The following is a 25936-nucleotide window of genomic DNA, read 5'->3' on the forward strand; positions in this document are numbered from 1 at the left end:
CCCCCCGGTAAACAACTTAGTACACGGTTTAAATGAGTTTAACGGGTTGTCGTGCCTCCGCACTCCGTTCGTCCTGAGCCTGTTGAAAGGCGGAAACTCCGAACTCTGATCGATCGTGCCAAGCACCCTTCGACTACGCTCAGGGTGAACGAAGATTGTACACGTCAAACTCATTAAAACCCTGTACTTGAACTAAAGTACATCAACCAAACCCCAGTCGTGTAGAGTAAAAAAAAAGAACGGTAGTATTGGAACTATTAATCAATTTTACGATCTTAATAAAAGTGAAATTATCAAAGTTCGTTAAAGTTTCAGTTACTGCTTGGCATTTCAGGTTCACTTACGGCATATACCAAAAGTAGCACCATAGTAATGCATTATCAGGAAGTTCAAAGGTCAACAGGGAAACCTCAACAGGCTTTGAAAACACTTAATTAAAAAAGGACCTGATAAATGTTCTATCTTGGCGTACTGATTACGACTGTTGCAGATACAATTTCTACAGCTCTTGCAACTGACCCACAGAATCCAACTACCGACGCAGCCAGTGGTGACACCCCCGAGCTTCGCGGTGACTTAGATCATCGCGAGGTATGCCAGTCATCGGCCACAAAATCCATTTGCAATCCTCCGCCAGACTCACCATCGGTCTCTGGACAGAGTCTCGGGCAAAGAACTATGTGGCCGCTCCATGTTGATATCACGATCACTGACACACCCTCCAGTGAAGAAAACGGGCATGATGCTGCTGCAAGTGGTTCAGCTGAACTTGTTGTAGCCATAGATGAAGCTGATACTGCCGAAGATCCATTGGCATTACACGGAGACACTCCTGCAGACGCTGCCATAAATAATTGTTCTGGACTAGCCGGAGAAACTACTGAAACTGATGCCGAAGATTCATTTGAATTACACGGAGACATTCCTGAAGACGCGGCCATAAATAATCCTTCTGGACTCGCCGGAGAAACTAATGAAACTGATGCCGAAGATTCATTTGAATTACGCGGAGACATTCCTGAAGACGCGGCCATAAATAATCCTTCTGGACTCGCCGGAGAAACTAATGAAACTGATGCCGAAGATTCATTTGAATTACGCGGAGACATTCCTGAAGACACTGCCATAAATAATACTTCTGGACTAGCCGGAGAAACTAATGAAACTGATGCCGAAGATTCATTTGAATTACGCGGAGACATTCCTGAAGACGCTGCCATAAGTAATACTTATGGGCTACCCGGAGAAACTACTGAAACTGCTGTTATAGATGATACTAATGAACCACCTGTATCAAATTCAGATATTACTGCCCTCTCTGGCACAAACCATGAAGAGACTGGTGCAATGTCAAGCAATGACAGTTTGGTCCCTTATGACACAGACACAGACACAGACACAGACACAGAACCAGATACAGCAACATCTCCACTAATTACTTCACCTTCACCTTCAGCTCCACCTCGTTCCCCAGCTCCATATTTCCATTCAGCTCCATATTATTTCCACACAAATCCACCCAATTATGAGTTTCTATACCCTCAGGGAGCATTAGTAGAGGCAGCAAACAATTTTGACCCATCAGAGGCAAATGGGATGAACAAAAGTCCCATCCCAGACTACCCTGAAGGGGCAAGCGCATGGCCACCAGTTACTGAGAAGCCAATAAGTCCGGAAGAATTCAATGACACCTACTATGATGCCTTAAAGTATGGTGACTTATATACTATAAAGCGCCTGGGGCAAGATTATCCCCAGTTAATGATTGATCCTTTGACGCATCCGGAAGAACCGAAGAAATCATTTCATCCCCTGCATGTAGCTGCCACATTTAATCAGATTGAAGCGTTAGAATTTCTTTGCGAGAATCCGTATATTGATATAAATGCCTTGTCATCTTTTAAGATGACTGCTCTCCACCACGCTATCAATAAAAATAACGTGGCAGCCGTAAAATTTCTCTGTCAACGCCAGGATATTAATGTAGATCTGGAGAATGCTTTCGGCTCCACCCCTATTATTTTAGCCTGTAAAAAGAACGTAGACGGCCAGATAATAGATGAATTATTGGCTCATAACCCATACCTGGGTGAGAACACAAACAGCAAAATTGCTCTTTCCTTTAGCGTTGAAAACAACAATTTTGAAACCACTAAAAAATTATTAGAATCCGGCGCAAAGGTTAACACGAAACATAAGGATGGAAAAGACAGCATATTTTATATTTCCTTCGATAAAGCCTCTGACGAAATCAGTAAATTGCTACTGCGTTATCTGCGGGACGTAAATCAACCACTATCTGACTGTAATGCTCGGGCATTGCATCTGGCTTCTTTAAAAAGCAAAGCTGATATTGCTGATTATCTGGTTAACACTCGTAATGCTTCAAGATTTGTAACCAATAAATATAAATCCATGCCAGTCCATTATGCAGCGTTTGCAGGTGATGAAACAATATTTCGCAAATTGATTGACCTTGGATGCACCCTGGATGAAGAAAGAGGAAAAATAGAAGAAGACTTTTGGGATATGGAGAAAAATCCCAAGAAATTTAAAAAACACAGAAACATGCTAATTCGTCAGGGCGGCACACCTTCGGACTTTTTTAGATATAGAGGTGATATCGAACAGATTAGAAATCATGAGGCTAAATATAACCGCTCAAAAAAATCAATTAAGTTAGAAAAAGAAAATGATAAAAAGAAGATGCAAAATATGCAGGAACATCTTAAAGAGCAAGAAGCACTGGAGATAAAAAAAAGAGACCAAGCAAGAAAATTAGAACGTCTGAAACTTCAAATTGGCAGGTTTGAAGAACAAAATAAAAAAACAACTGACACTGATGCTGCCACAGGCGTTACATTAAGTACACCATCGACACCTGAACAGCCTGCTCCAGACTCAGATCTCTCTGCCCTTGCTTACACGCATCAAAGCGGACATAAAGCTATGCAGAATGAGTGGACCCGTTATGATGTAAATGACAGCAGGCTTCCACCAATGACACCGTTTACCAACATGGACGACGTGCCCGGGGCATCAGCAATACCAGCCATAATGAAGGAGCAATTAGACGATAAAACATTCAAAAAAAAGTACCTTAATGCAATCCAGGCAGGTGATATAGACACTTTAAGGTACCTGAAACAAGTTCGGCCCGAATCAATGATAGATTCCCTGAAAGACCCAAAGGATCCAGACGCATATATTCACCCCTTACATCTGGCTGCCTTAAATAACCAGTGGACGGCATTAACATTTCTTTGTGAGCTGGATGGAATTAATATCAATACTCGCATGAGTAATGGGCAGACAGTTCTTAATCTGGCTGTCCGCAAGAAAAAGGAGGACATTATACTTTTTCTCTGTCGGCAACCACACATTAATGTTGATTTATCGGATGACTCCACCAAACATACCCCTATTATTTCTGCCTGTGAGTTAAATTTAAGTGATCAGGTTATAGAGGCATTATTAGCGCATAAACCGAGTCTGGAGCCGAATAATAACCAAAAAACCGCACTTGGATTCAGTGTTGAAAACCATAATATTACAATTACTAAAAAGTTATTAGAGGCTGGAGCTGACGTTGGCAGGATTGTAGAAGATGGGAAAAACTCGGTGTTCTATATCGCTTTCCAGGATGGCACCGAAGAGATGAGTAAATTATTATTGAGTTATTTACCCGACATAGATAAAGCAGTAACTAAAAATGGTGCTCGCGTGCTTCAATTAGCTTCTCTTTTAGGCAAAAAAACACTGATTAAGCACTTGATAAGTGATTGTGAAGCATCAAGATTTATAGAGAATAATAGTCATGCCATGCCTGTCCATTATGCGGCACATCATGATCATTCAGAAACACTGCGTGAATTACTCAAACAAGGATGCTCGATGAACGAGGGTCCGGGAAAAATAGAAGATGATTTCTGGCGCAAGAATAACGATGGATTTTATAGTTTTTTGGCTGGAAACGTACCTCCAACTGTAGATTATGAAAGTTACAACAAACCAAATGCGACTCACTTACACTTCCATGGAGGTACACCTTCAGAGTATTATGGAAAGCTAGATATAAATCAGTTAAACAACATTGAAAAACAGCTAAATTTCGACAATAAGGAAGAAAAAATGAAGGACAAAGTAAGAATGGAGAATAGACAAAAACAGAAAAGAAAGAAACAAAAACAACTAAAAAAGGAAAAAGTGAAAGAAACAAAAGAAAATAAAGAGCTAGAAAAACTAAATAAACAACTAGAAGAATTGCAGAAAAAAGAACTAGAACTGCAGAAAAAAGTACAAAACCAAAATGAGCCAAAAAAGCTAAAGATGCCAAAAATATTTGGAGCTATTTGGAAAAAATAAGTGAGTATCTATTGGAACTTACGTATTTTAGCAATGTAAAACTCATTGCTCAGGTGCTATGCAAGCAGCAATGGCGTGCACTGGCACATGATTTCAAAGAGTTTGACGGGGTGTCGTGCTTCCGCACTCCGTTCGTCCCGGGCCTGTCGAAGGGCGGAAACTCCAGACTCTATCGAGCCAGGCACCCTTCGACCGTGCATCCTGAGCCGAGCCGAAGGGCGCTCAGGGTGATCAGAGACTGTACACGTCAAACTCATTAAAACCCTTACCAGAATCTGATAACGCAAATTCGAAAAAGCTATTCCCTTAACCTCCCTTCAGGGAAATGATATGTTCCGAATTATCATGCAATGATAGATCTAAGGATTGATAAAATTTTTCCAAAATACCAATTCCCCGTCCTCCTTGAGAAAGAAACAATTACCCTGCCGAATACTCAACTTAAATCACTGAAGATTTGGATACAGAAAATTAAACTAAAGCATCTGAAAAATTCCAGTAATGCTCTGCACCAATTTGCATTTAACCTTTACGATTTTGAAAGCCATAATCAAACGTGGCATAAAGCATCGGATAGTGATGAAGATTGATTAATATCACACTAGTCAAACAGCCTGTTTCAATTGAACAGGTCTTCCAGAAAACCATGGCATGCGTTGCCAAGTGTGACTTAGGCAGGAAAAGAAGGCAGTGCTGGAACTATTGGTTAGTTTTACGGTCTGAACAAATGCATTAATTAACAAAGTTCGTTAACGTTCAGTTTTTGCACGGCATTTCAGATTCTCTTATGGCTTATCCCAAAGGTAGTACCATAGTGATGCGCTATCAGGAAATTCAAAGGCCAACAACGAAACCGAAACAGGCTTTGGAAATACCCAATCAGACATAAGGCGTGTACCATGTACTACTCCGTTGGCAATCCGGTTACTACTGTTCCAGATACTGATTCTTTTGCCACTACAACTAATCCACAGAATCAAATTCCAGACACAACCACTGATAATGGTGCTCACGGGAATTCAGGTGACTTCGATAACCGCCACATTTACGAGAGTTTATCTTCTACCTCACTCTTTGATCTGCCAGATTCACAATCGCCCCCTCCTCAGGCGAGGAGCATCGGGCAAAGAACCATGTTGCCACATCCTGTTAATAGCACGATAACTACCCCACCCGGCGGTCAGGAAACCGGGCATGCTACTGCTGATGAATATCAACTACCGTCAGATCCACCACCAGCCTATCACGACAGTTCTGACCTGCCATATTTCAATCTGCCAACGTATGATCAGCTGTTCCCCTTGTTTTCAGTTCATGAGACAAATATGGCCATGCCCCGGCCAGAAGAAGACGAGATTAATGAAAATCCCTTTCCGGACGAACTTGTAGGGGCATGCGCATTGCCACCCATAACTGCCAAGCCATTAAATCCGGATGAATTCAATAATATATACTTTCATGCCTGTCTGAGTGATGATATAGAGACAATTTTTCAGCTGTGCCAGGCTGCTAAACCCAAGTCAATGAATAATTTTCTGACGCATCCGGACAACCCAACAATATCAGTTCATCCCCTGCATCTGGCTGCCGAACGTAATCAGCACAGAGTGTTAAGATTTCTTTGCCAAAATCCATATATTAATATAAATGCTCGCGGGCCTGAAAAAAATACCGCTCTCCACTTTGCCATCAGAATGCACCAGGGGGCGGCCGTACACTTTCTCTGTCAACAACCGAACATTGATGTAAATGTGGAAAACAGCCTCGGTTGCACACCTATTATTTTAGCCTGTGAAAAAAACTCAGACGTTCGTATTTTACAAACATTATTGGAAAAAAAGCCGTACCTGGGCCCGAATAAAAACGGTGAAACTGCACTTTCCCATAGCGTTAAAAACAACAATCTGAAAACTACTGAAATATTAATATATAACGGGGCGGCACCTGTTGACACGATGCATAGTGATGGAAAAGACAGCATATTTTACATTTCTTTCACAAATGCCTCCGATCAGATTAGTATTTTGTTATTGAGTTGTTTGACAGACATAAATCAAAAAATATCCGAAGCCGAGGCCCGTGTGCTGCATCTTGCTGCTTTAACAGGCAAAGATGACATCATTACTTACCTGATAGATAGGCGCAAAGCCTCGAAATCCTTGACCAATAAATACGGTTCCATGGCAGTTCATTATGCAGCACATGCCAATAACGCAACAACATTGCGCAGATTAATCGATCATGGATGCACCCTGTTTGTAAGAAAAGGAAGAATAGAAAAAGACTTCTGGAAAAAGAAAATAATTGATGGTCGTTATACACAAGAAATAGACTTTACCAGGGCAAATAAATCAAACGGAGAAAAATTATTTAATCATGGTGGCACACCTTTGGAAATTTATGAAGGTGATAAAGTACAGATGATAAACTATGAAAAGAAACATGGAATTAAAAACAATGAAAAAGATACAAAACCAATAACAATATTCCAGAAATTAGCACAAAAACTACAAATACTGCCTACAGAAAAACCTGAAAAAACAACCGAAGCTGTTGCTTCCACAGACACTACACCAAGTGCGCTACCAGTACCTGAACAGCCTATACAGGGCTCGGACCACCCTGCCTTTGCCAACCCACATACAAGTGGTGATGAAACAAACAGGAATCCAGAAAATATCGATCCGGACGACGTCTGCGGAGCATCAGCACTGCCAACTATAATGCAGGCACCACTTAGCCGGGACGATTTCAATATAACGTACTATAATGCGTGCGTTGAAGGTGATTTAGACACTATCAAGCGCCTGAAACAAACTCACCCCCAATTAATGATTGACTCTCTGAGAGATCCAAATGATCCAGAAGTATTACTTCATCCCTTGCCTCTGGCAGCCTTAAATAATCAGTGGGCAGTGTTAGAATTTCTTTGTAAGCTGGACGGTATTCATATTAACGCTCGCATGAGAGATGGCAATACCGCTCTTAGCCTGGCTGTTCGCATGAACAACCAGGATGCCATACTTTTTCTCTGCCATCAGCCTGGCATTGATGTCAATGTGTCGGATTCCAAACGTAATACCCCTGTTACTACTGCATGTGAGTTAAATTTGAACGATCAGGTTATAGATGCATTATTAGTGAATCCGAAGCAGGGCAGGATTAGATACGCACATACTGCACTTTATTTCAGTGTTAAAAACAATAATCTTAACACTACTGAAAAATTATTGAATGCTGGAGCCTTCTCGGACAGATGTTATAAATACGCAACAGATTCCTTGCTTTACTTTTCTTTTACACATGCCAACGATGATATCAGTAAATTGTTATTGAAAAATATGCCCAACATAAACTCAGCAATATCTGAAAATGGTACCTGCGCACTTCATTTGATATGTGACCTGGGCAAACATACACTTATCTCGTACCTGATACATGATCTTGGCGCATCAAAATTCATAGAGACTAAACTGCGTTCCAAGCCTGTCCATTATGCAGCGCACAAAGACAATAAAGAAACACTGATAGAATTAATCAAGCATGGATGCACCTTGAAGGAAGGTCGGGGAAAAATAGAAGATGAGTTCTGGCCACAGAGCATGGGAGCAATGTACGCCGGGGGGTGTTATATACCTCCAAGAATAAATTATAAAAAATACAATAAATCAAATGGAGAGGATTTACACTACTATGGTGGTACACCTTTAGAATTTTACGGGCAAGATATAGAGGAGTTAAAAGATCTTGAGGCATCGCTGGATATAAACATAAAGGAAGAAAAGAAGAAGGATCGAAAAAGTATGGAAGAAAAAAAGCTTAATTTAAAACAGAAAAAATAAGACAATCGTTAAAACACCGCACGACTGCATGGATGCTGCTTAGGGTGGACATTAAGCTTACCCCTCCGTTTTCAATGGCTTTTGAATGGAACCACGAAGAGGGGGAGTAGACGCTTAATGTCTACCCTAAGTGCACGGACTAAGGGTGCTTGGCACGATCTATCAGAGTCCGGAGTTTCCGTCTTAAGGCCCTAAGGGTCCTTCGACAGGCTTCAGCACGAACTGTATTGGTATCAACTCTTAGCTGCGCTCGGGCAGCCTCTTGGTTAAGGTGCTGTGTTAAGAGAACTGATATTATCTACACTATCGTACAATATTGGATCTATTGATTTCCATGCCTATCCCTGCTGCAGATATTGCCATAATCAGCGCGCCTGGATTACGCCCACATGTTATGATTTTGCATCATAACCAGTAAGTAGCTAACCATATGAGAACATATATTTCTGACTTTTGATAAGATACAATCACTCTTTATTGGAACTAAATAGTCACACTAAATAATCAAGAGTAATGAATAAATGATACCAAAATATCACCCTGTTTTATTCCAGAGGCCATTATTGCCAGAAAGCACTGAAAATCTGGATAAGGAAATAACTGATTACGTTGCTTTCCCTAATAAAGATTTTAGAACGCTGGCAGAAATTAAAACGGATCAACCTGTCAACTACATCAAAATGAAAACTCAGTTTCTGACTGACATTGGCAAGCTGAAGTCTTTGACACAGCGTTTAATCAGCAATGAATTTGATGATCAAATTGATACCTTTCACACAAAGATTTCAGATGATCTGAAAAACGATGATAAAAAACCTCACAGCCTGATATCATTCAAGGATACTCGTTATTATCTCCATAAAATAATTACTCGAACTGAGCGGTTTCTTGAGCTGGAAGCGAAAAATCCTGATACTGCTAATAAATTGTCTTTAAATAGAGACAGTTTTTGCACTTTGTTTTATGAGATTCTTGCAGGGATAGACTATTGTCTTGGGGGCAATGGTACCCGCCTTCAAAGTGGATTTACCAGCATTGAGAACTCCCGCGACCCACAAAAGGTGCTGTTGCAGATTCGACACGGGTTACTGGATTATGGCATTAAATTATTTCTGATAAAAGAGCGTGCCAGTGATAAGGATGTATTTGGATTAGGGAATGAAGTACACACGCACAGTGAACTTTACAATTTAGTCTGCAAACAGTTTGGTTTGGAACCCCTTAAAGATTTTGGTCACAATGTAAATCTCAATGATAAGATAGAAATGGTTGATCGACTTGAACTTATCCTGCCATCCCTGATGCCGGAGTTCGAAATACTTAATAAACTGACAGATGTGTTTTACCAGGACTTGGTATCCTCTTTAAAAAAGCGAAATAAAGAACACTGGCTAACCCGTCCTGTTTTTTTCTCAGAATTTAAGGATGAAATCATTGATGGAATTAAAGAGGATTTTATAACCCCAATAAATCTTCGGTTCAAAACCAATAATAAAAACAGGCTTGGCCTATGGACAATCATCAAACCCTGTGATGATGGGAGCTTTGAATTTTCAGAGAGTCGGGAGCGATTTCAGGTATGGTTAATCGATAATTATTTGAATCATACTCCTGCCGCGAACGTACTCACTATGCTTGGCGAGAAAAATAACGCACACTTTTCCCGGTTTTTTTCGAAGAAAAAAAAAGATAACGCACCACTTTTCTACATTGGCTCGAAGGATAATCTTTATTTTTGGGTCTTTAAATCAGAAACTCCTCTTATACAGTATGCCAACTGCAACCTGGAATGGAATAACCATCAAACACTGACTCTGAGTCATTTAAAAACAGCTGATTTTTATAGCTTAACAAATGAAGTACGTTTCAATCTTTTTAAATTTGCTTTGAACAACTCCGATAAATCAAGTGACTTTTTTGAGTTTTTCTTTAATAAAATCGCATCTGAAAAATGGGACAAGATGGTTGAATCTGCCCCTGAAATAAAGGAGATCATGTTCGAAAAATTTACTAAAACCATGAGTGATGATGAAGCGATCCTCCGGGGGTTAACCGATTATTTACCACACCTGCCCAAGGGATCTCTTAAAGAGTATGCCAGTGATTTCTTTACCGACTTATTAGATCGGGCATTTAAACTGAAACAAGTTGGTGTCATTGATTTTTTACTAAAACATGGTTTGCACAAGAGTTCAACCAAGTTTATTAAAGCTGAATTCCAGAAAGTCTTGTTTTCAACATTACAGTCTGACTCAGAAAAATTTAAAATACTCTGCAAACATCCTGTTATTGACTTCAACTCAAAAAATGAACAACGTCAAACGCTGTTAATGATAGCGGCAAAATATGGAAAAACAGAGCAGCTGAAACTATTTCTGGCAAAGAAAGGAAGTAAAGTGAATTTGCAGGACATGAGTGGCTATACCGCACTCTCTCTGGCTGCAGAAAATGGGCAAATGGAGTGTCTGACGGTACTTCTGACACGTGACGATATCAAACTGAATATGGAGTCCAATGACGGTTGGACCCCATTAAAGCTCGCTGCAAAATACGGGCGAACTGACTGCCTGAAGGTGCTTTTGAAACAGCAAAAAATTAATGTAGACCTGCGTATCAAGAATAGCTGGACGCCATTAATGGCGGCAGCAAGATGCGGTCATGGGGACTGTGTAAAGGCATTGCTTGACCATGATGCTTCGTCGATCAATGAACAAAACAATGACGGCTATACGGCGTTGATGCTGGCGGTAATTAAAGGGGATGAACGTTGTGTCTCGTTATTATTCCAAAAATCCGATAGTGGCATCAATACAACCAATAAAAACGATAACACTGCATGGATTCATCTGCGTAATATTTTTGGGTTAACGCTGGCAATGCTGGCCGCAAAATATGGCAATATTTACTGCCTGAAAGCAATTCTGGAGAAAAGAATCATTGACGTGGACGAAGTAGAAAATAAAGGCAAAACTGCACTCATGCTGGCTGCGACATTTGGGCAAACGGAGTGCCTCGAACTACTTCTGGCACAGGAAGGAATTGACGTTAACAAGCAGAAAAACAACCTCAAGACTGCTCTCATCCTGGCTGTAAAACATGGGCGAACGAAGTGCCTGAAAATACTTCTGGCACACAAAAAAATTGATGTGAATTGTCGGGCCAGACATAGTGTTACTGCACTCATGCTGGCTGCACAACTCGGGTATACGGACAGCCTGATAGAACTTTTGACACATAAAGACACCAAAGTAAATGCGCGGGACAATAGAGGTTGGACCGCATTAATGTACGCAGCAAGAAACGGGAAAACGGACTGTTTGCTGGCGCTTTTGAAAATACAGGGAATTGACGCAAACCTGCCTGACATTAATGGCTGGACGCCATTAATGTCGGCAGCAAGAAACGGTCATGGGGACTGTGTTGAGGCGTTGCTTGTACATGACCCTTCGTCGATCAATGCACGAAAAAAAGATGGCGCTACGGCTTTGATGCTGGCAGCAGATGGCGGGGATGAACGTTGTGCCTCGTTATTACTCAAACAACCGAATATAGACATCAACACAACAGATAAATACGGTAAAACCGCATGGCAGTGTGCACAGTCCAATAATGTAGCAGAGTATCAACCATGGCAACAATTTAAACAGATCCTGAATGCAGTAATCAGTGGTAATTTGACATCTCTGACTGAACTGCTGAATTTTGCCGGAGCATTGATCCATGTTCGTAATAAACAAGGGTTAACACTGGCAATGGTGGCCGCAAAAAATGGCCAGATTGATTGCCTCAAAGCAATTCTGGCGATGAAAGCCATTAACGTGAACGCGAGGGATAATACAGGCAAAACTGCTCTCATGCATGCTGCAGAAAATGGGCAAATGAAGTGTCTGGAAGAGCTTCTGAAAGAGGAAAAAATTGATCCGAATGCGCAGTCCAATGACGGTTGGACCGCAATAGTGCATGCAGCAAGATATGGGCGAACGGACTGTCTGAAGGCGCTTCTGAAACAACCGGGAATTAAAGCAAGCCTGACTGACAAGGATGGCTGGACACCATTAATGTCGTCAGCAAGAAACGGTTATGTCGACTGCGTTAAGCTGTTGGTTGAACAGGGTGAGCCGTCAATCAATGCACAAAAGAATGACGGCTACACGGCTTTGATGCTGGCAGTATTTGCAGGCGAATCAGGTTGTATCAGGTGTTTACTTTCACACCCTGACATCAAAATTGATAGTAAAGTTCTGGATCTGGCTAAACAGAAAAATGATTCGGAAAGTTATCAGCTAATGGTTAATCATAAGCCTGAATCCAGTTGAGTCTGTCTATCACCAGCAGTTAGAAGATTTTGCGGCATCGCTTAATATAAACCTAAAGGAAGAAAAGAAGAAGGATCAAAAAAGTATGGAAGAAAAAAAGCATAATATAAAACAGGAAAAATAAGACAAGCGTTAGAACGCCGCACGGCTGTATGGATGCATGATCAATTGCCGGGAGTGACCGGTCATCTGGTCAGGCAATACGTTTTTATTTGATTAACTGATTATGACAGCAACGCAAAACTCCCGGGAGGCTCTATACAAAGCGAACTGATATTATCTACACTATCGTACAATATTGGATCTATTGATTGCCATGCCAACCCCCGCTTCTCTGGAAATACAGGCATTTTTACAACACCTCTGGCTTGAACGAGGGCTCAGCAAAAATACCCGTGAAGCTTACCAACGGGACCTGCTGCTCTTCTCTGAGTGGCTGCAGGAGCACACGCAAAACGTCGGCAAGCTATTACTCTCAGCCAGCGAGGAGGACCTTCGCCGGTTTCTGGGCTGGCGTTATGAGCAGGGTTATCACCCACGATCAACCGCCCGGCAAATCTCCAGCCTGAGAGCCTTCTACCGTTACCTGCTGCAATCTGAACAGATCACCACTGACATTACGGCCAATATTGACATGCCCCGCCAGGGCAAGGCGTTGCCAAAAACATTGTCAGAAGAAGAGGTAGAATCACTGCTCAATAGCCCGGATACCGATACCGCCATTGGTCTTCGTGATCGTGCCATGCTTGAGATCCTCTATGCCTGTGGCCTGAGAATCTCAGAACTGGTCAACCTGAAGATGGACAATATTAATCTCAGACAGGGTGTGCTCCGCATTATCGGTAAAGGCCGGAAGGAACGGCTGGTCCCCATGGGCCAGAATGCCATTGAATGGCTGCAGCAATATATACGACAGGCAAGAGGTGATCTGCTGAACCAGTATGACAGCCGAACCCTGTTTCCGGGTCGTCAGGGACGCCCAATGACCCGGCAGACCTTCTGGCATCGGATCAAGCGTTACAATACGATTGCTGGTATCACCACCGACGTTTCTCCCCATGTCCTTCGACATGCTTTTGCCACCCACCTTCTAAACCATGGTGCAGATCTTCGAGTGGTCCAGCTGCTGCTTGGCCATAGCGATCTGTCCACCACCCAGATCTATACCCATATTGCCAACCACAGGCTGTCAGAACTGCACCGTGAACATCATCCCAGGGGGTAATCTGACCGTCCATTCACTATTTTCAGAACTCTCCACCCGATAACAGTGTCCAAGCGATACAACAGGAAGAAATATGGCTAGAATACCCTGTTTTTATCCAGCGCTTCTCTCCAATGCTGGAACAGCTTGCCGATAGCCCGAGTGATGTCCGGGCTTATCTTGTGGAATAATTAAGGAATCAGTATGTCTAAACTCTCTGCGCTTCTGTTAACGGCCATGATGACCACAAGCGCTGGTTGGTCTGTGGCCGTCCATGCAGAGGCTTCCGGCAAGGACAGTGCCATTCATGGCCCCGAGGCCCTGATTGAACGTCAGCTGAAAAAACTTGATGCCGCCGTTCCCATTGAATCGATCACCAAAAGCCCGATGCCCGGCATCTACAAAGTGATGCTCAAAGGTGGCTTTGTGATCTACAGCAGCGAAAACGGGCAGTATTTTATCAAAGGCGATCTGTTGGAAGTTCGCGGTAACCAGCTGGTTAACCTGACCGAAGAGGTGAAAAGCCAGCAAAACGCCAGGCTGCTGAAATCCCTGAACAAGGAAGATATGGTGATTTTTGCACCGACAGGTGAAACCAAAGGTGTTGTGTATGCCTTCACGGATGTCGACTGTGGCTACTGCCGCAAACTGCACCGGGAAGTCGAGCAGCTGAATGCGCTGGGTATTGAACTGCGCTATCTTGCCTTCCCACGGGGTGGCCAGCAGTCGCCAGTGCATGGCAAGATGACCGATGCCTGGTGTTCAGTAGACCGTAAACAGGCATTAACCGACCTGAAAACCGGCAAGTCCATCAGTGCAGAAATTCAAGGTGATAAGGCAGCGTGCAGTACTGTCATTGATAACCACTATAACCTGGGTGTCCAGATGGGCATTAACGGTACTCCGGCCATGGTGCTGGAAAACGGTCAGGTTATTCCGGGCTACCGCCCTGCTGCCGATATTGCCAGAATCATCGACAGTCAGTCTTGATGTTTGGGGGAGCCTGTCTGGCAGGCTCTCCTGGCGCAAACTGAACCCCTGCTTTGGCCGGAGTATGGCCATTACAGATAGATCATTTTCTTTGTCATACCACCATCAACCACGATATTGGCACCGTTGATAAAGTCATTCTCTTCATGGGTCAGAAACAGACAGGTATTAACAATATCCCGTGGCTTACCCACTCTCCCCGATGGATGCTGGCGGTGATCCTGCACGGTCAGCTGATCATAATCTTCAGTTTGAATCCAGCCAGGACTGATGGCATTCACGGTAATCGGCGTTTGTGCCAGTGATATGGCCAGCGTATTGGTCAGTGACACCAGGCCGCCTTTAGACGCGCCATAGGCCTCCCAGCCGGGTTCATTCTGGTGCCAGCGGGTAGACGCAATATTGATAATTCGTCCGTACTGATTATCGCTATGGTGCCTGACAAACTCTCTGGCACAGTTAAAGCTGCCACTCAGATTGACATCAATTACTCTGGAAAACTCCGCAGCAGTAAGCTCAGCCACCGGTTTATTAAACTGGCTTATGGCACCATTATTAATCAGGATATGTGCCGTGACATATTGGCGAGCAATGCTGTCAAAGGCTGCTTCAATCATCTCCGGTTTTCCCAGGTCAACGCTGTAGAAATCCATATCACCCGTTGCCGGTTGGTGCAGGTCGAAGCCAACCACAGTAGCCCCCTGCTCCCTGTAAGCCCTGGCAATGGCGTTGCCAATACCCTGACTGGCACCTGTGACAATAACGACTTTATCTGAGTACATACCGTGAGACATCCGTTATAGATAGCTGAAAAGCTGGCATAAAATCATTGTCCGATGATAGCATTCAGCCCCCTCTTATAGTGCCTGTTTATTTTCCAATGCACGTTTCCATTATCAAACACTGGATTTTCTCCTCACTGACCTTAGTGAGTTTCTCCTCATACACTCTTGCCCACCCGGTGACTGAACTGGCCATTGATCTGGAAAATCAGCATGGAGGTCAAATAGGAATAGCGGTACTGGATACAGCAGACCAGTCTCTGTGGCATTACCGGGGCAATACTCGCTTTCCCTTAATGAGCACCTTCAAAACTCTGGCCTGCGCCAAACTGCTTGCAGGTGTTGATCAGCAAAAGCAACAACTGAACACTGAGTCCATGATTGAAAAGGCATTACTGGTCACTTACTCCCCGGTCACCGAACCCATGGCAGGCCAGACAATCACTCTCGGGCAGGCCTGTGAAGCGACGATGACAACCAGCGACAACACCGCCGCCAAGGTCGATTGCCGATAGATCAGGTGCCGCCGGCAATGGTTCCCGGGGCATCACCGCCATTACCTGGAGTCACAGGCGTCCACAACTGATCATCAGTATTTATATGACCGGCACAAACGCCAGCCTGGAAGAGAGAAACCGGATGGTGGTAAAAATAGGTCAGGTTATTTTCAGTCATTTCGGGGTTCAGCAGGAGGCTGCCATAAAAGCCTCCTAATAGCCGACCTGTGTATCATTTATGAGTTTGATGTGTAAAATCTCCGTTCACCCTGAGCGTCCTTCGGCTCGGCTCAGAACGAACGGAGCCTGATAGAAGGAACCCATTAACCATGTACTACATGGAGAGACGTGCTTTCGGAGTTGGCAATCCCTGGAGCGTGGCAACAATTCTATTAAAGAAATGACAACTCATTAAAAACCGCTTCTAATTAAACACCGCGATGGGAAAAATCACCATTACCTTTTTATCAACTTTGTACTTTTTTATTCTTTATTAACTCTAAATTCAATTTGATACAAGATGGCTTAAACTTGTATATCCTCAAAACCCCGTACATCTCAAATATGGTTAATAATCATCGTGCCTGAATTACGCCAATACATTACGTGTGTGCTTCATAACAAGTATGATTTTTTGATAAGATACAATCACGCATTACCAAGACAGAATAGTTACATTAAATAATCAACAGGAAATAATAAATGATACCAAAACATCACTCTGCTTTATTCCAGAAGCCATTACTCTCAGAAAGCACTGAAAAACTGAATAAGAAAATAACTGATTACATTGCTTTCCCTAACGGAAGTTTTAGAACGCTAGCAAAAGTTAAAGAGGATGAACCTGAAGTCTACAGCAAAATGAAAACTCAGTTTATGACTGACATTGGCAAGCTGAAGCTTTTGACACAGCGTTTAATCAGCAACGAATTTGATGATCAAATTGATACCTTTCACTCAAAGATTTCAGATGATCTGAAAAATGATGATAAAAAACCTCAGAGCCTGGTATCATTCACGGATACTCGTTATTATCTCCATAATATCATTCATCGAACTGAGCGGTTTCTTGAGCTGGAAGCGGAAAATCCTGATAATGCTGATAAGTTGTCTTTCAATAGAGACAGTTTTTGCGCTTTGTTTCATGAGTTTCTTTCAGGGATAGACTATTGTCTTGGGGGCAATGGTACCCGTATTCAAGGTGCATATACCAGCATCGAGAACTCCCGCGACCCACAAAAGGTTCTTCAGCAGATTCGACACGGGTTACTGGATTATGGCATTAAATTATTCCTGATAAAAGAGCGTGCCATTGATAAGAATGTATTTGTATTAGGTAATGAAGTACACACGTACAACGAGCTTTACAATTTAGTCTGTAAACAGTTTGGTTTGGACCCCCTAAAAGATCATGATCACAATGTAAAGGTCAATGATAAGATTGAAATGCTTAACCGATTCGAACTTATCCTGCCATCCCTGATGCCAGAGTTCGAAATACTCAACAAAATGACAGATGTGTTTTACCAGGACTTAGTATACTCTTTAAAAAAGCGAAATAAGGAAGACTGGCTAACCCGTCCTGTTCTCACCTCAGAATTGGAGGATGAAATCACTGAAGGAATTAACGTGGATTTTATAACCCCGGTAAATCTTCGGTTCAAAACCAGCAATAAAAACAGGCTTAGCCTATGGACAATCATCAAACCCTGCGTTGATGGGAGCTATGAATTTTCAGAGAGTCGGGAGCGATTGCAGGTATGGTTAATCGATAATTATTTGAATCATACTCCTACCGCAAACGTGCTCACTATGGTTGGCAAGAAAAATAACGAAGCTTCTTCCCGGCTTTTTTCGAAGAAAAATAAAGATAAAGACAAAGATAAAGATAAAGATAAAGATGAATCACCACTTTCCTACATTGGCTCGAAGGATAATCTTTATTTTTGGGTCTTTAAATCAGAGACCCCTCTTATACAAGGTGCCAGCTGCAACCTGGATTGGGAGAACCATCAGACACTGACTCTGAGCCATTTAAAAACAGTTGATTTTTATAGCTTGTCGAATGAAGCACGTTTCAATCTTTTTCAATATGCTTTGAACAACTCCAATAAATCAAGTGACTTTTTTGAGTTTTTCTTTGATAAAACTGCATCTAAAAAATGGGACGCAATGGTTAAATCTGACCCTCAAATAAAGGATATCATGTTAGAAAAAATCATTAATACCCTGAACAATGATGAAGCAGGGCCAACCGGTCTTTTACTGCATCTGCCTGTGGGATCTCTTAAAAAGCACGCCAGTGCTTTCTTTACCGACTTATTACATCGAGCATTTAAACTAAAAGAGGTTGGTATCATTGATTTTTTACTAAAACATGGTTTACACAAGAGTCCAACCAGTTTTATTAAAACTGAATACCAGAAAATCTTGTTTTCCACGGTACAGTCTGACTCAGAAAAATTTAAAATACTCTGTAAACGCCCTGTTATTGACTTAAACTCAAAAAATGAAAAAGGTCAAACGCTGTTAATGATAGCTGCAAAATATGGAAAAACAGAGCACCTGAAACTACTTCTGGCAATGAAAGAAATTAAAGTGAACTTGCAGGACAAGAATGGCTATACCGCACTTATTCTGGCTGCATCAAATGGGCGATTGGAGTGCCTGACAGCACTTCTGACACAGCAAAAGATTAATGTAGGGCTGCGTTGCAAGAATGGCTGGTCGCCATTAATGTCGGCAGCGAGATACGGTCATGGGGACTGCGTATTGGAATTGTTTGACCATGGTGCGTCGTCCATCGATGAACAAAACAAGGCAGGCTATACAGCGTTGATGCTGGCGGTAATTGGAGGGAATGAACGCTGCGTCTCGTTTTTATTCCAGAAATCCGATAGCGGCATCAATACAACCAATAAAAAAGATAACACTGCATGGATTCATCTGCGTAATAGATTTGGGGAAACGCTGGTAATGCTGGCTGCAAAACATGGCAATATTTATTGCCTGAAAGCAATTCTGGAGAAAAAAATCATTGACGTGGACGAGACAGATAATGACGGCGATACTGCACTCATACATGCTGCAGAAAATGGGCAAACGAAGAGCCTGGAACTACTTCTGGAACAGAAAGGAATTGACGTTAACAAGCGGAACAATAACAACGAGACGGCTCTCATCATAGCTGCAAAAAATGGGCACACGGAGTCCGTGCAACTACTTCTGGCACACAAAAGTATTGATGTGAATTGTCATGCCAACTGGGGTTCTACTGCACTCATGCTGGCTGCAGAAAAAGGGCATACAGACAGCCTGAAATTACTTTTGAAACATAAAAACATCAAACCGAATGCGTGGAGCTTTGCCGGTAGTACCGCATTAATATACGCAGCAACAAACGGTAAAACGGCCTGTTTGCTGGAGCTTCTGAAAATACCGGGAATTAACGCAAACCTGACTGATGGTCTTGGCTGGACGGCATTAATGCTGGCAGCAAGAAACGGTCATGGGGACTGTGTTGAGGCGTTGCTTCTGCATGATCCTTCGTCGATTAATGCGAAACAAAAGGGATTATTTACGGCTTTGATGCAGGCGGCAGAAGGAAAGGATGAACGTTGTGCCACTTTATTACTCAAACAACCCAGTATAGACATCAATACAAAAAACTTTTACGGTCAAACCGCATTGCAGATTGCGAAGGCCAATAATTTAGCAGAGTGTCAACCATGGCAAAAATTTCAACAAATCCTGAATGCAACAATCAGTGGTGATTTGACATTACTGACTGAACTGCTGGATTTTGCCGAAGCATTGATCCATGTTCGCACCACAAAAGGGTTAACACTGGCAATGGTGGCCGCAAAAAATGGCCAGATTGATTGCCTCAAAGCAATTCTGGCAAGGAAAGTCATTGAGGTGAACAAGAGGGATGATATGGGCAAAACAGCACTCATGCATGCTGCAGAAAATGGGCAAACGAAGTGCCTGGAAGAGCTTCTGACACAGGAAAAAATTGACCCGAATGTGCAATCGGATGCAGGTTGGACTGCAATATTATGCGCCGCAAGTAAGGGGCGATTGGACTGTCTGAAGGTGCTTCTGAAACACCCGGGAATTAAAACAGACCTGCCTGAAAAGAATGGCTGGACACCATTAATGTCTTCAGCAAGAAACGGTGATGTCGACTGCGTTCAGGTATTGATTGAACAGGGTGATCCGTCAATCAATGCAAAAAAAAATGACGGCTATACGGCTTTGATGCTGGCAGTATTTGCAGGCGCATCAGATTGTATCAGGTGTTTACTTTTACACCCTGACATCAAAATTGATAGCGAAGTTATCAATCTGGCTAAAGAGAAAAATGGCCCGGAAATTTATCAGCTAATCGCTAATCATAAGCCTGAATCCCGTTGAATCTATCATCAGAAGGTCCATGTCCAATAATAAGTAGCTGAACAAATGAGATCATTTTTTCTGACACATCAGGGCAAAAACCACCGACTGCGGGTAACCAGGAGGCTGACCGAGAATAGACTGCCCTACTGCGGTGGCTGCAAATTGGTCTAAAAATTCGCTTTTGTTCGGCAAATAGCCCCGCTATTCACCTCACAAAACCGAATTTTTATCCTCAGTTTTCTGCCATCCTCGCTTCGGGCGCTATTCTCGGTCAGCCTCCTGGCCGGAACTTATTTCCATGGTGATTGTTCTAAGCAACCTGACACCTATCAGGACACATGACAAGTTACCATGCAACCACTTAATGCCGGTGGTTACCCAGCCTTGCTACAAGCCGGTGCTGCTGGAGCCTCAGAAACTTCGGACAATATAGACGACACTGCTTCAGCCATATATGTCAACCAGATTCCCCGTAGCTCTGGCACCGACGATCCGGGCTCATTCGGCAGCACCGGGTTTCCACTCCATGGTCATAATCGTTCTGTGAACGTGCAAACCGCAGTCAAGACGGACGGCCTGGCTGCTGGAACCGGCGACAACAGTGATGAAGTCGTACACTGCACCGGCGCTACCAGCGGGGTCCCGCTGAATTGCGCAGTTGAGTGCGGGGATATCAAAATGGTGGCATGGCTGCTGCAAAATGGCACCGAGGTTGATGGCCGCAACGAAGACTTGCGGAAGCAGCGTAAAGCCCGCAGATTCCCCGGCAGAGAGGGTTTTACCCCATTAACCCGGGCCGCCATGCATGGGTCAGTTGACATTGCGAGGTTACTGCTGAAGTCCGGGGCAGATGTTAACCACAGGGATGCCAAAGGCATGACGCCACTGGCCACGGCTGCGGCCCGGGGTAACATTGAACTTATGCAGCTGTTGCTTGATCACCGGGCGAATATTAACGGCAATACCGTTGGTTGGCGGACTCCCCTGACCCAGGCCGCCAGAACGGGGCAGGTTAAGGCGATAAGCCTGTTGCTGGCTCACGGCGCGAATATTGACAGCTTTGCCCGCAGAGGCGTAACGCCTCTGACTCAGGCTACCAAAAATGGCCATATCGAGAGCGTACGACTGTTGCTGACTATGGGAGCCGACGCTGATGGTAATGATTCTGGATGGTCGTCGCCACTGTGCAGGGCAGCAAGCAAGGGAGATATTGAGATTGCCCGACTACTGGTGAGTCATGGAGCCAACGTTAACAGCTTTTACGGCGGCTATTTCAGGTCGAATGCCCTGATCGAAGCTGTCCATTATAGTCATGTTGAGCTGGTGCAGCTGTTGCTGAAACATGGCGCACAGTGGCAAGGTCCGGCTGACCAGAGAGGTCTGCTTAGAATAGCTGTTGAGAATGGTGATATCGAAACCGTAAAATTGCTGTTGAAGTATAATGCGGATAATGTAAACGGCAGTGGGCTCAGAGTCTATTCACCACTGAGAGGGGCAATCAATCGGGGGAATATTGAGTTAGCGAAACTTCTATTGCAATCCGGTGCTGATCCTGATTACAAAGCCCAAAGTAGTGGCTTTCCCCTCAGACCGCTGGCCCTGGCGGCTCATTTCGGACGAATTGAATTTGTTAAACTGCTGTTGCAATACGGTGCCGATATTCACAGCCATACCTGCGGGGAACTTACACCCTTAACAATAGCGGCGTTGGCAGGGCATGACCAGGTCGTGCAATTATTGTTGCAGCATCAGGCGGACGTTCATAGTCGTGCCAAGGGTAATGCTGCCCCTTTGACGCAGGCGGCGGCCAAAGGACATTACAAGGTGGTGCAGTTATTGTTGCAACATAAGGCGGATGCCCATAGTCACACCTCTGGTGCTTGCACTCCTTTGACTCAGGCGGCGGATGCAGGGCATGACAAGGTGGTGCAGTTATTGTTGCAGCATAAGGCGGATGCTAATAGTCATTCCTCTGCCCAGGGTACTCCTTTAACCCGGGCGGCTTATGCAGGACATGACAAGGTGGTGCAGTTATTGTTGCAGCATAAGGCGGATGTTCATGGCCACTCCTCTGGTTATTTTACGCCTTTGACGAGGGCGGCTCTTGCAGGAAATTACCGGGTGGTGCTGTTGTTGTTGCGGCATAAGGCGGATGTCCATAGTCATAATGTTGGAGATGGTACTCCCCTGTTCTGGGCCAACCAAAGAGGGTTCTGGGAAATTGCTTTTGAACTGCTCTACTATGGTGCCTGTCCGGAAAGAAGTCAGGCACCGGATGTTATCCACACAGTCACTCAGAAATTTGGCTACAACCCCCAGGAAACCCCCCTCAGTCTGGAAAGTTTATGCAAGAGGCGTCTGGATGCTGTGTTTGATAAACGAACAATATATTCTTTAGATTTACCTTATTTTTTGAAAAAAGAACTGATGAAGGAAAAATTTTTCCCATAAACCGGAGCAATACGACCTGCCATTATTCAGGCCCAATGCCTTACTGGCTAAACAGCAGTCTCATGGTTTGGACGAATCCGCAGAGGTACCAGCATTTTCTGCATTTTATCCCGCCTTTGTCATTGTATCCCCTGAAGCGCTTCCGACTGATCACTGCAAATCCTCTTTGCGCAAGTACTCTTTTTGCCCGACGTGATTTCAGGGTTTCCTGGGTTAATGTGCCGAGGCTCATAAGTATCCCCTTCAATTGCAGTCGTTGCACCTCTTGAGCGATGGCACCTTGTGTTTCCATACTTAATAAACTGAAGCCCTATTGATTCAGGGTTTTTGCTTTTAATGGCATTGGCAGAAGATTCAATACCCGCTTGAAGGTCTCTTCAGAAATACTATGGGAAAACGCAAAATTGCTGAGCCTGGCTTCATTATGCGCTAACAGATGACCACTGAACTCATCCTCAAAATAAACCTCAGCAGAACCGCTTTGCTGGGAATAAACCATCCAGGGCAATGACTCAATGCCAAAAACCTCTTCTAATTGGTGCTTATCCTGAAGATGCTCGGTAATACTTTTGTCAATGTCCTCTTTTACAGATAAAAAGCATCTGATTTGTGATTTTATATAACCGGTGGTTAACCATTCTGAATGGCGTGTTAACTTTTCACATTTTTTTCCCCTGAATTCAGGCGGTTTGAATGTGCCATTCTTTTTCAGATGTCCTGATGTCGTTTTCTGATATTTCTGATCGATGGAGTTAGCTTGCTCCTCCAGTTTCCTTTTCAGTGATCTGTGGTCAGGCAGGCATTTAACACGCAATTCATCCGGCTGGAGAGCATTATCATCCAGGGCTTTCGGCATTTTTTTTATACGCAGCGAGCGTATCGGGATTTATAATGCCTACGATGACATGGTCCGGTCTTAATATCGAGGGCACGTCTTCCAAAATCAGGATGACCGGCCTTGGCGCTTTTGGTAACTTATCGTTATGGTCCAGATAAGCGAACTCTTTATTGAATCTTGTATGAAATGAATACTCAGGATACATCATTATCTGCCGGGCTCCAAACGTACCAGCCCTCACAGCTTCCAGCAATTCCTGCCTTATCTGCTCTCTGCTACCCGGGGAATGGCGAGTTTCAGTGTTTGAATGTTTGCCTTGTTGCACCAGGCAACTCTCAGGGTTCTTAAACGATACTGTTGAGAATGAATGTACTGTATTGGGTAATAAATTCATGGTGATAATACATAGAGTAATCAGAATGCCAGAGTGATGACGAAGGTGAGTTTATAACCGGCAATAACTGGCCTTTATATCAAAAAAAGTTCCTCTATTTCTGTAAAAATGCAGCCTTTGTAAAATCGCTGTTGCTTTCCTGTCCTTACACCATGGAAAACATTCGCTTGTTAAAATCCAGAGACTCTATTCCCTCTCTAATATCCCGACGCCAACTTTTCATTAATTGTTCACACAGCTTTTTATTACCTAACCAATATTCTCTAAAATTCATCACACACCTGATTTCATCTTCTCCTTGTAGGTATTTCGACAGTGCTTCGTACCGAAAGGTTCAAAATTCTGAGAATATCCTGACAGAGATCATGGATGTTGACTCAATGACTTCACTTTTCAGGTATCAATACAAAAAAAGTAGAATGGATCTCTTATCCTATAATGTCGGATAAACAAAATATGGGAGTCAAATAAATGGCCGAGTCATTCTTCGAACAACAAAATGTGCTTGGACTTATACTGGAAACCTGCTGCAAGGACCCTGTCACCGGCTTTTTTCGTGACGGTTTCTGCCATACCCACCCCGATGACAAAGGGGGGCATACGGTGTGTGCTCACATGACTGATGAATTTCTGCAATACTCGCTGTCCAAGGGCAATGACCTGATCACCCCCCGGGAGGAATGGGACTTTCCCGGGCTCAGGGCCGGTGACCGATGGTGCCTGTGTGCAGCACGATGGCAAGAAGCATTGGAAAACAATGTAGCACCTCCTGTTTATATCCGGGCGACCCATATCAATACGCTGAAGGTGATTGAACTGACTGTTTTGAAGCAATTTGCCATTGATATCAGCTAAGTCGTGGCATCGTATATTTCTGGCTATGTGGGCAGTTACTGTGCAAGGCAAAACGCTATCATGCGGGTACACAGCCATCGCAGGGTTTGCCAAGTGTCATCTTGTGCATTGAAGAACCCGCAGCCAGTCTGTTCAAGCCCTGGCTGCGATTAATGAAAGAGAAGCCGACTCCATAACAATCTAAACCACGCTGGCGATCTCGCCTGGTTTCCTCAGCATTTTATCTATGTCGCCTATATGAGTTTCTTCATCTGCAATCAAACGGCGGGCATACTCTTCAACCACCACCAGTTTATCTTTCTCAGCAAGTTCCAATAGATCGTAATAGTACTTTACCCCCTGCTTCTCAAAATCCAGAGATTCCATAAGGATGTCGTGAATATCATGTTTCGAGGTTTCCAAAAGCCCACCGATGCCAAGGGATGGGTGCTCACCGAGATAAGTGATCATTTCTCCCGCTTCATAGGCATGATTCAGCGTTTCTGTTGCTGCTGAACGAAACCATCCAACAATGGGAATCCTGCTATAGCCAAACACCATAAAGCTGTAGTGACTGTATCGTACAACCCCTGCCAGCTCATGCTCCAGAATCTGGTTCAACTTGACCACTACGGCCTGATGCTCAGTGGACATAAACACCTCATCTCAAGGTTATATTTGAGCCTGAAAGTATAGTCAGAATTATCAGTGAACCAGTCAGGATGATATTTCACCAAGTCAAGAACCTAATAATCATTTTGAGGTCAAAAGGCGGTGTTTAAAGTCCAGCTGTTCAGGGTTACATTCTGAAAGCAAACACATCGACCTCCTCTCACTCAAAGCCTGCTGGCAGGATTGACCAGGCAGCCGGTTCACGTCGGCCGCCCAACCGCTCCAGAAGTACCTTTAACGGCAAAAAAGTCTCAAACCAGCAGTCTCAAAGCAAAGCCTCCATCCCGGATAGAGGCAAACAGATTGAAGACAGCTTTTGGCAAAATAAACAGTTACAAAGCCGTAAAATCACC

At 43.6% G+C, this 25936-nt stretch carries 12 protein-coding genes and 1 pseudogene; 9 read left to right on the forward strand and 4 right to left on the reverse strand.

The features are described 5' to 3' along the window. The first annotated feature begins 453 nt into the window (after positions 1 to 453). From J7438_RS10405 to J7438_RS10425, 5 genes are all read left to right on the forward strand, one after another. Positions 454 to 4365, forward strand: a complete 3912-nt coding sequence (locus J7438_RS10405; RefSeq protein WP_209276491.1) for an ankyrin repeat domain-containing protein — start codon at positions 454 to 456, stop codon at positions 4363 to 4365. 899 nt (positions 4366 to 5264) lie between these two features. Beyond that, positions 5265 to 8207 carry an ankyrin repeat domain-containing protein gene (locus tag J7438_RS10410; protein WP_209276492.1) on the forward strand — a complete coding sequence of 981 codons (2943 nt, stop codon included), beginning with the start codon at positions 5265 to 5267 and terminating at the stop codon, positions 8205 to 8207. A gap of 563 nt (positions 8208 to 8770) precedes the next feature. Continuing rightward, complete coding sequence (locus tag J7438_RS10415; RefSeq protein ID WP_209276493.1) at positions 8771 to 12523, forward strand: ankyrin repeat domain-containing protein; 3753 nt, start codon at positions 8771 to 8773, stop codon at positions 12521 to 12523. Between the two features lie 316 nt (positions 12524 to 12839). Further along, positions 12840 to 13748, forward strand: coding sequence for a site-specific tyrosine recombinase XerD (gene xerD / locus J7438_RS10420; RefSeq protein ID WP_209276494.1), 909 nt, complete (start codon positions 12840 to 12842; stop codon positions 13746 to 13748). A 183-nt stretch (positions 13749 to 13931) separates the two neighbouring features. Beyond that, positions 13932 to 14717 (forward strand): thioredoxin fold domain-containing protein, encoded by a 786-nt coding sequence (locus tag J7438_RS10425; protein WP_209276495.1) that lies wholly within the window; start codon positions 13932 to 13934, stop codon positions 14715 to 14717. Positions 14718 to 14788: 71 nt separating this feature from the next. Here the strand turns inward: J7438_RS10425 and J7438_RS10430 are convergent, their stop codons facing one another. Continuing rightward, positions 14789 to 15499, reverse strand: coding sequence for an SDR family NAD(P)-dependent oxidoreductase (locus J7438_RS10430; protein WP_209276496.1), 711 nt, complete (start codon positions 15497 to 15499; stop codon positions 14789 to 14791). A gap of 98 nt (positions 15500 to 15597) precedes the next feature. On the opposite strand from J7438_RS10430, the pseudogene J7438_RS28650 reads away from it, so the two are divergent. The 3 genes and pseudogenes from J7438_RS28650 (at position 15598) to J7438_RS10450 (ending at position 22845) form a co-directional block, all read left to right on the forward strand. After that, a pseudogene (locus J7438_RS28650) lies at positions 15598 to 16213 on the forward strand (serine hydrolase). 485 nt (positions 16214 to 16698) lie between these two features. Further along, positions 16699 to 20412 carry an ankyrin repeat domain-containing protein gene (locus J7438_RS10445; protein ID WP_209276499.1) on the forward strand — a complete coding sequence of 1238 codons (3714 nt, stop codon included), beginning with the start codon at positions 16699 to 16701 and terminating at the stop codon, positions 20410 to 20412. 333 nt (positions 20413 to 20745) lie between these two features. Beyond that, entirely contained in the window at positions 20746 to 22845 is a 2100-nt protein-coding gene (locus J7438_RS10450) for an ankyrin repeat domain-containing protein (RefSeq protein ID WP_209276500.1), read from the forward strand. Between the two features lie 310 nt (positions 22846 to 23155). On the opposite strand, the gene J7438_RS10455 is transcribed toward J7438_RS10450, so the two are convergent. Next, complete coding sequence (locus J7438_RS10455; RefSeq protein ID WP_209276501.1) at positions 23156 to 23701, reverse strand: hypothetical protein; 546 nt, start codon at positions 23699 to 23701, stop codon at positions 23156 to 23158. Continuing rightward, positions 23682 to 24077 (reverse strand): hypothetical protein, encoded by a 396-nt coding sequence (locus J7438_RS10460; RefSeq protein ID WP_209276502.1) that lies wholly within the window; start codon positions 24075 to 24077, stop codon positions 23682 to 23684. The genes J7438_RS10455 and J7438_RS10460 overlap by 20 nt, the downstream gene beginning before the upstream one ends. Positions 24078 to 24548: 471 nt before the next feature. Between J7438_RS10460 and J7438_RS10465 the strand changes: the two genes are divergently transcribed. Next, on the forward strand, positions 24549 to 24932 hold the full coding sequence (locus J7438_RS10465; RefSeq protein WP_101748766.1) for a DUF2237 family protein: 384 nt from the start codon (positions 24549 to 24551) through the stop codon (positions 24930 to 24932). A gap of 180 nt (positions 24933 to 25112) precedes the next feature. Here the strand turns inward: J7438_RS10465 and J7438_RS10470 are convergent, their stop codons facing one another. Continuing rightward, positions 25113 to 25565, reverse strand: a complete 453-nt coding sequence (locus J7438_RS10470; RefSeq protein ID WP_101748767.1) for a ferritin-like domain-containing protein — start codon at positions 25563 to 25565, stop codon at positions 25113 to 25115. Positions 25566 to 25936: the final 371 nt, after the last annotated feature.

It is taken from the genome of Thalassotalea sp. G20_0, assembly GCF_017744175.1.
Lineage (GTDB): Bacteria > Pseudomonadota > Gammaproteobacteria > Pseudomonadales > Endozoicomonadaceae > Endozoicomonas.

Coding starts and splice junctions, on each gene's coding strand:
- J7438_RS10405 (WP_209276491.1), top strand. CDS start 454: ATGTTCTATCTTGGCGTACTGATTACGACTGTTGCAGATACAATTTCT.
- J7438_RS10410 (WP_209276492.1), top strand. CDS start 5,265: ATGTACTACTCCGTTGGCAATCCGGTTACTACTGTTCCAGATACTGAT.
- xerD (WP_209276494.1), top strand. CDS start 12,840: ATGCCAACCCCCGCTTCTCTGGAAATACAGGCATTTTTACAACACCTC.
- J7438_RS10425 (WP_209276495.1), top strand. CDS start 13,932: ATGTCTAAACTCTCTGCGCTTCTGTTAACGGCCATGATGACCACAAGC.
- J7438_RS10430 (WP_209276496.1), bottom strand. CDS start 15,499: ATGTACTCAGATAAAGTCGTTATTGTCACAGGTGCCAGTCAGGGTATT.
- J7438_RS10445 (WP_209276499.1), top strand. CDS start 16,699: ATGATACCAAAACATCACTCTGCTTTATTCCAGAAGCCATTACTCTCA.
- J7438_RS10450 (WP_209276500.1), top strand. CDS start 20,746: ATGCAACCACTTAATGCCGGTGGTTACCCAGCCTTGCTACAAGCCGGT.
- J7438_RS10455 (WP_209276501.1), bottom strand. CDS start 23,701: ATGCCGAAAGCCCTGGATGATAATGCTCTCCAGCCGGATGAATTGCGT.
- J7438_RS10460 (WP_209276502.1), bottom strand. CDS start 24,077: ATGAATTTATTACCCAATACAGTACATTCATTCTCAACAGTATCGTTT.
- J7438_RS10465 (WP_101748766.1), top strand. CDS start 24,549: ATGGCCGAGTCATTCTTCGAACAACAAAATGTGCTTGGACTTATACTG.
- J7438_RS10470 (WP_101748767.1), bottom strand. CDS start 25,565: ATGTCCACTGAGCATCAGGCCGTAGTGGTCAAGTTGAACCAGATTCTG.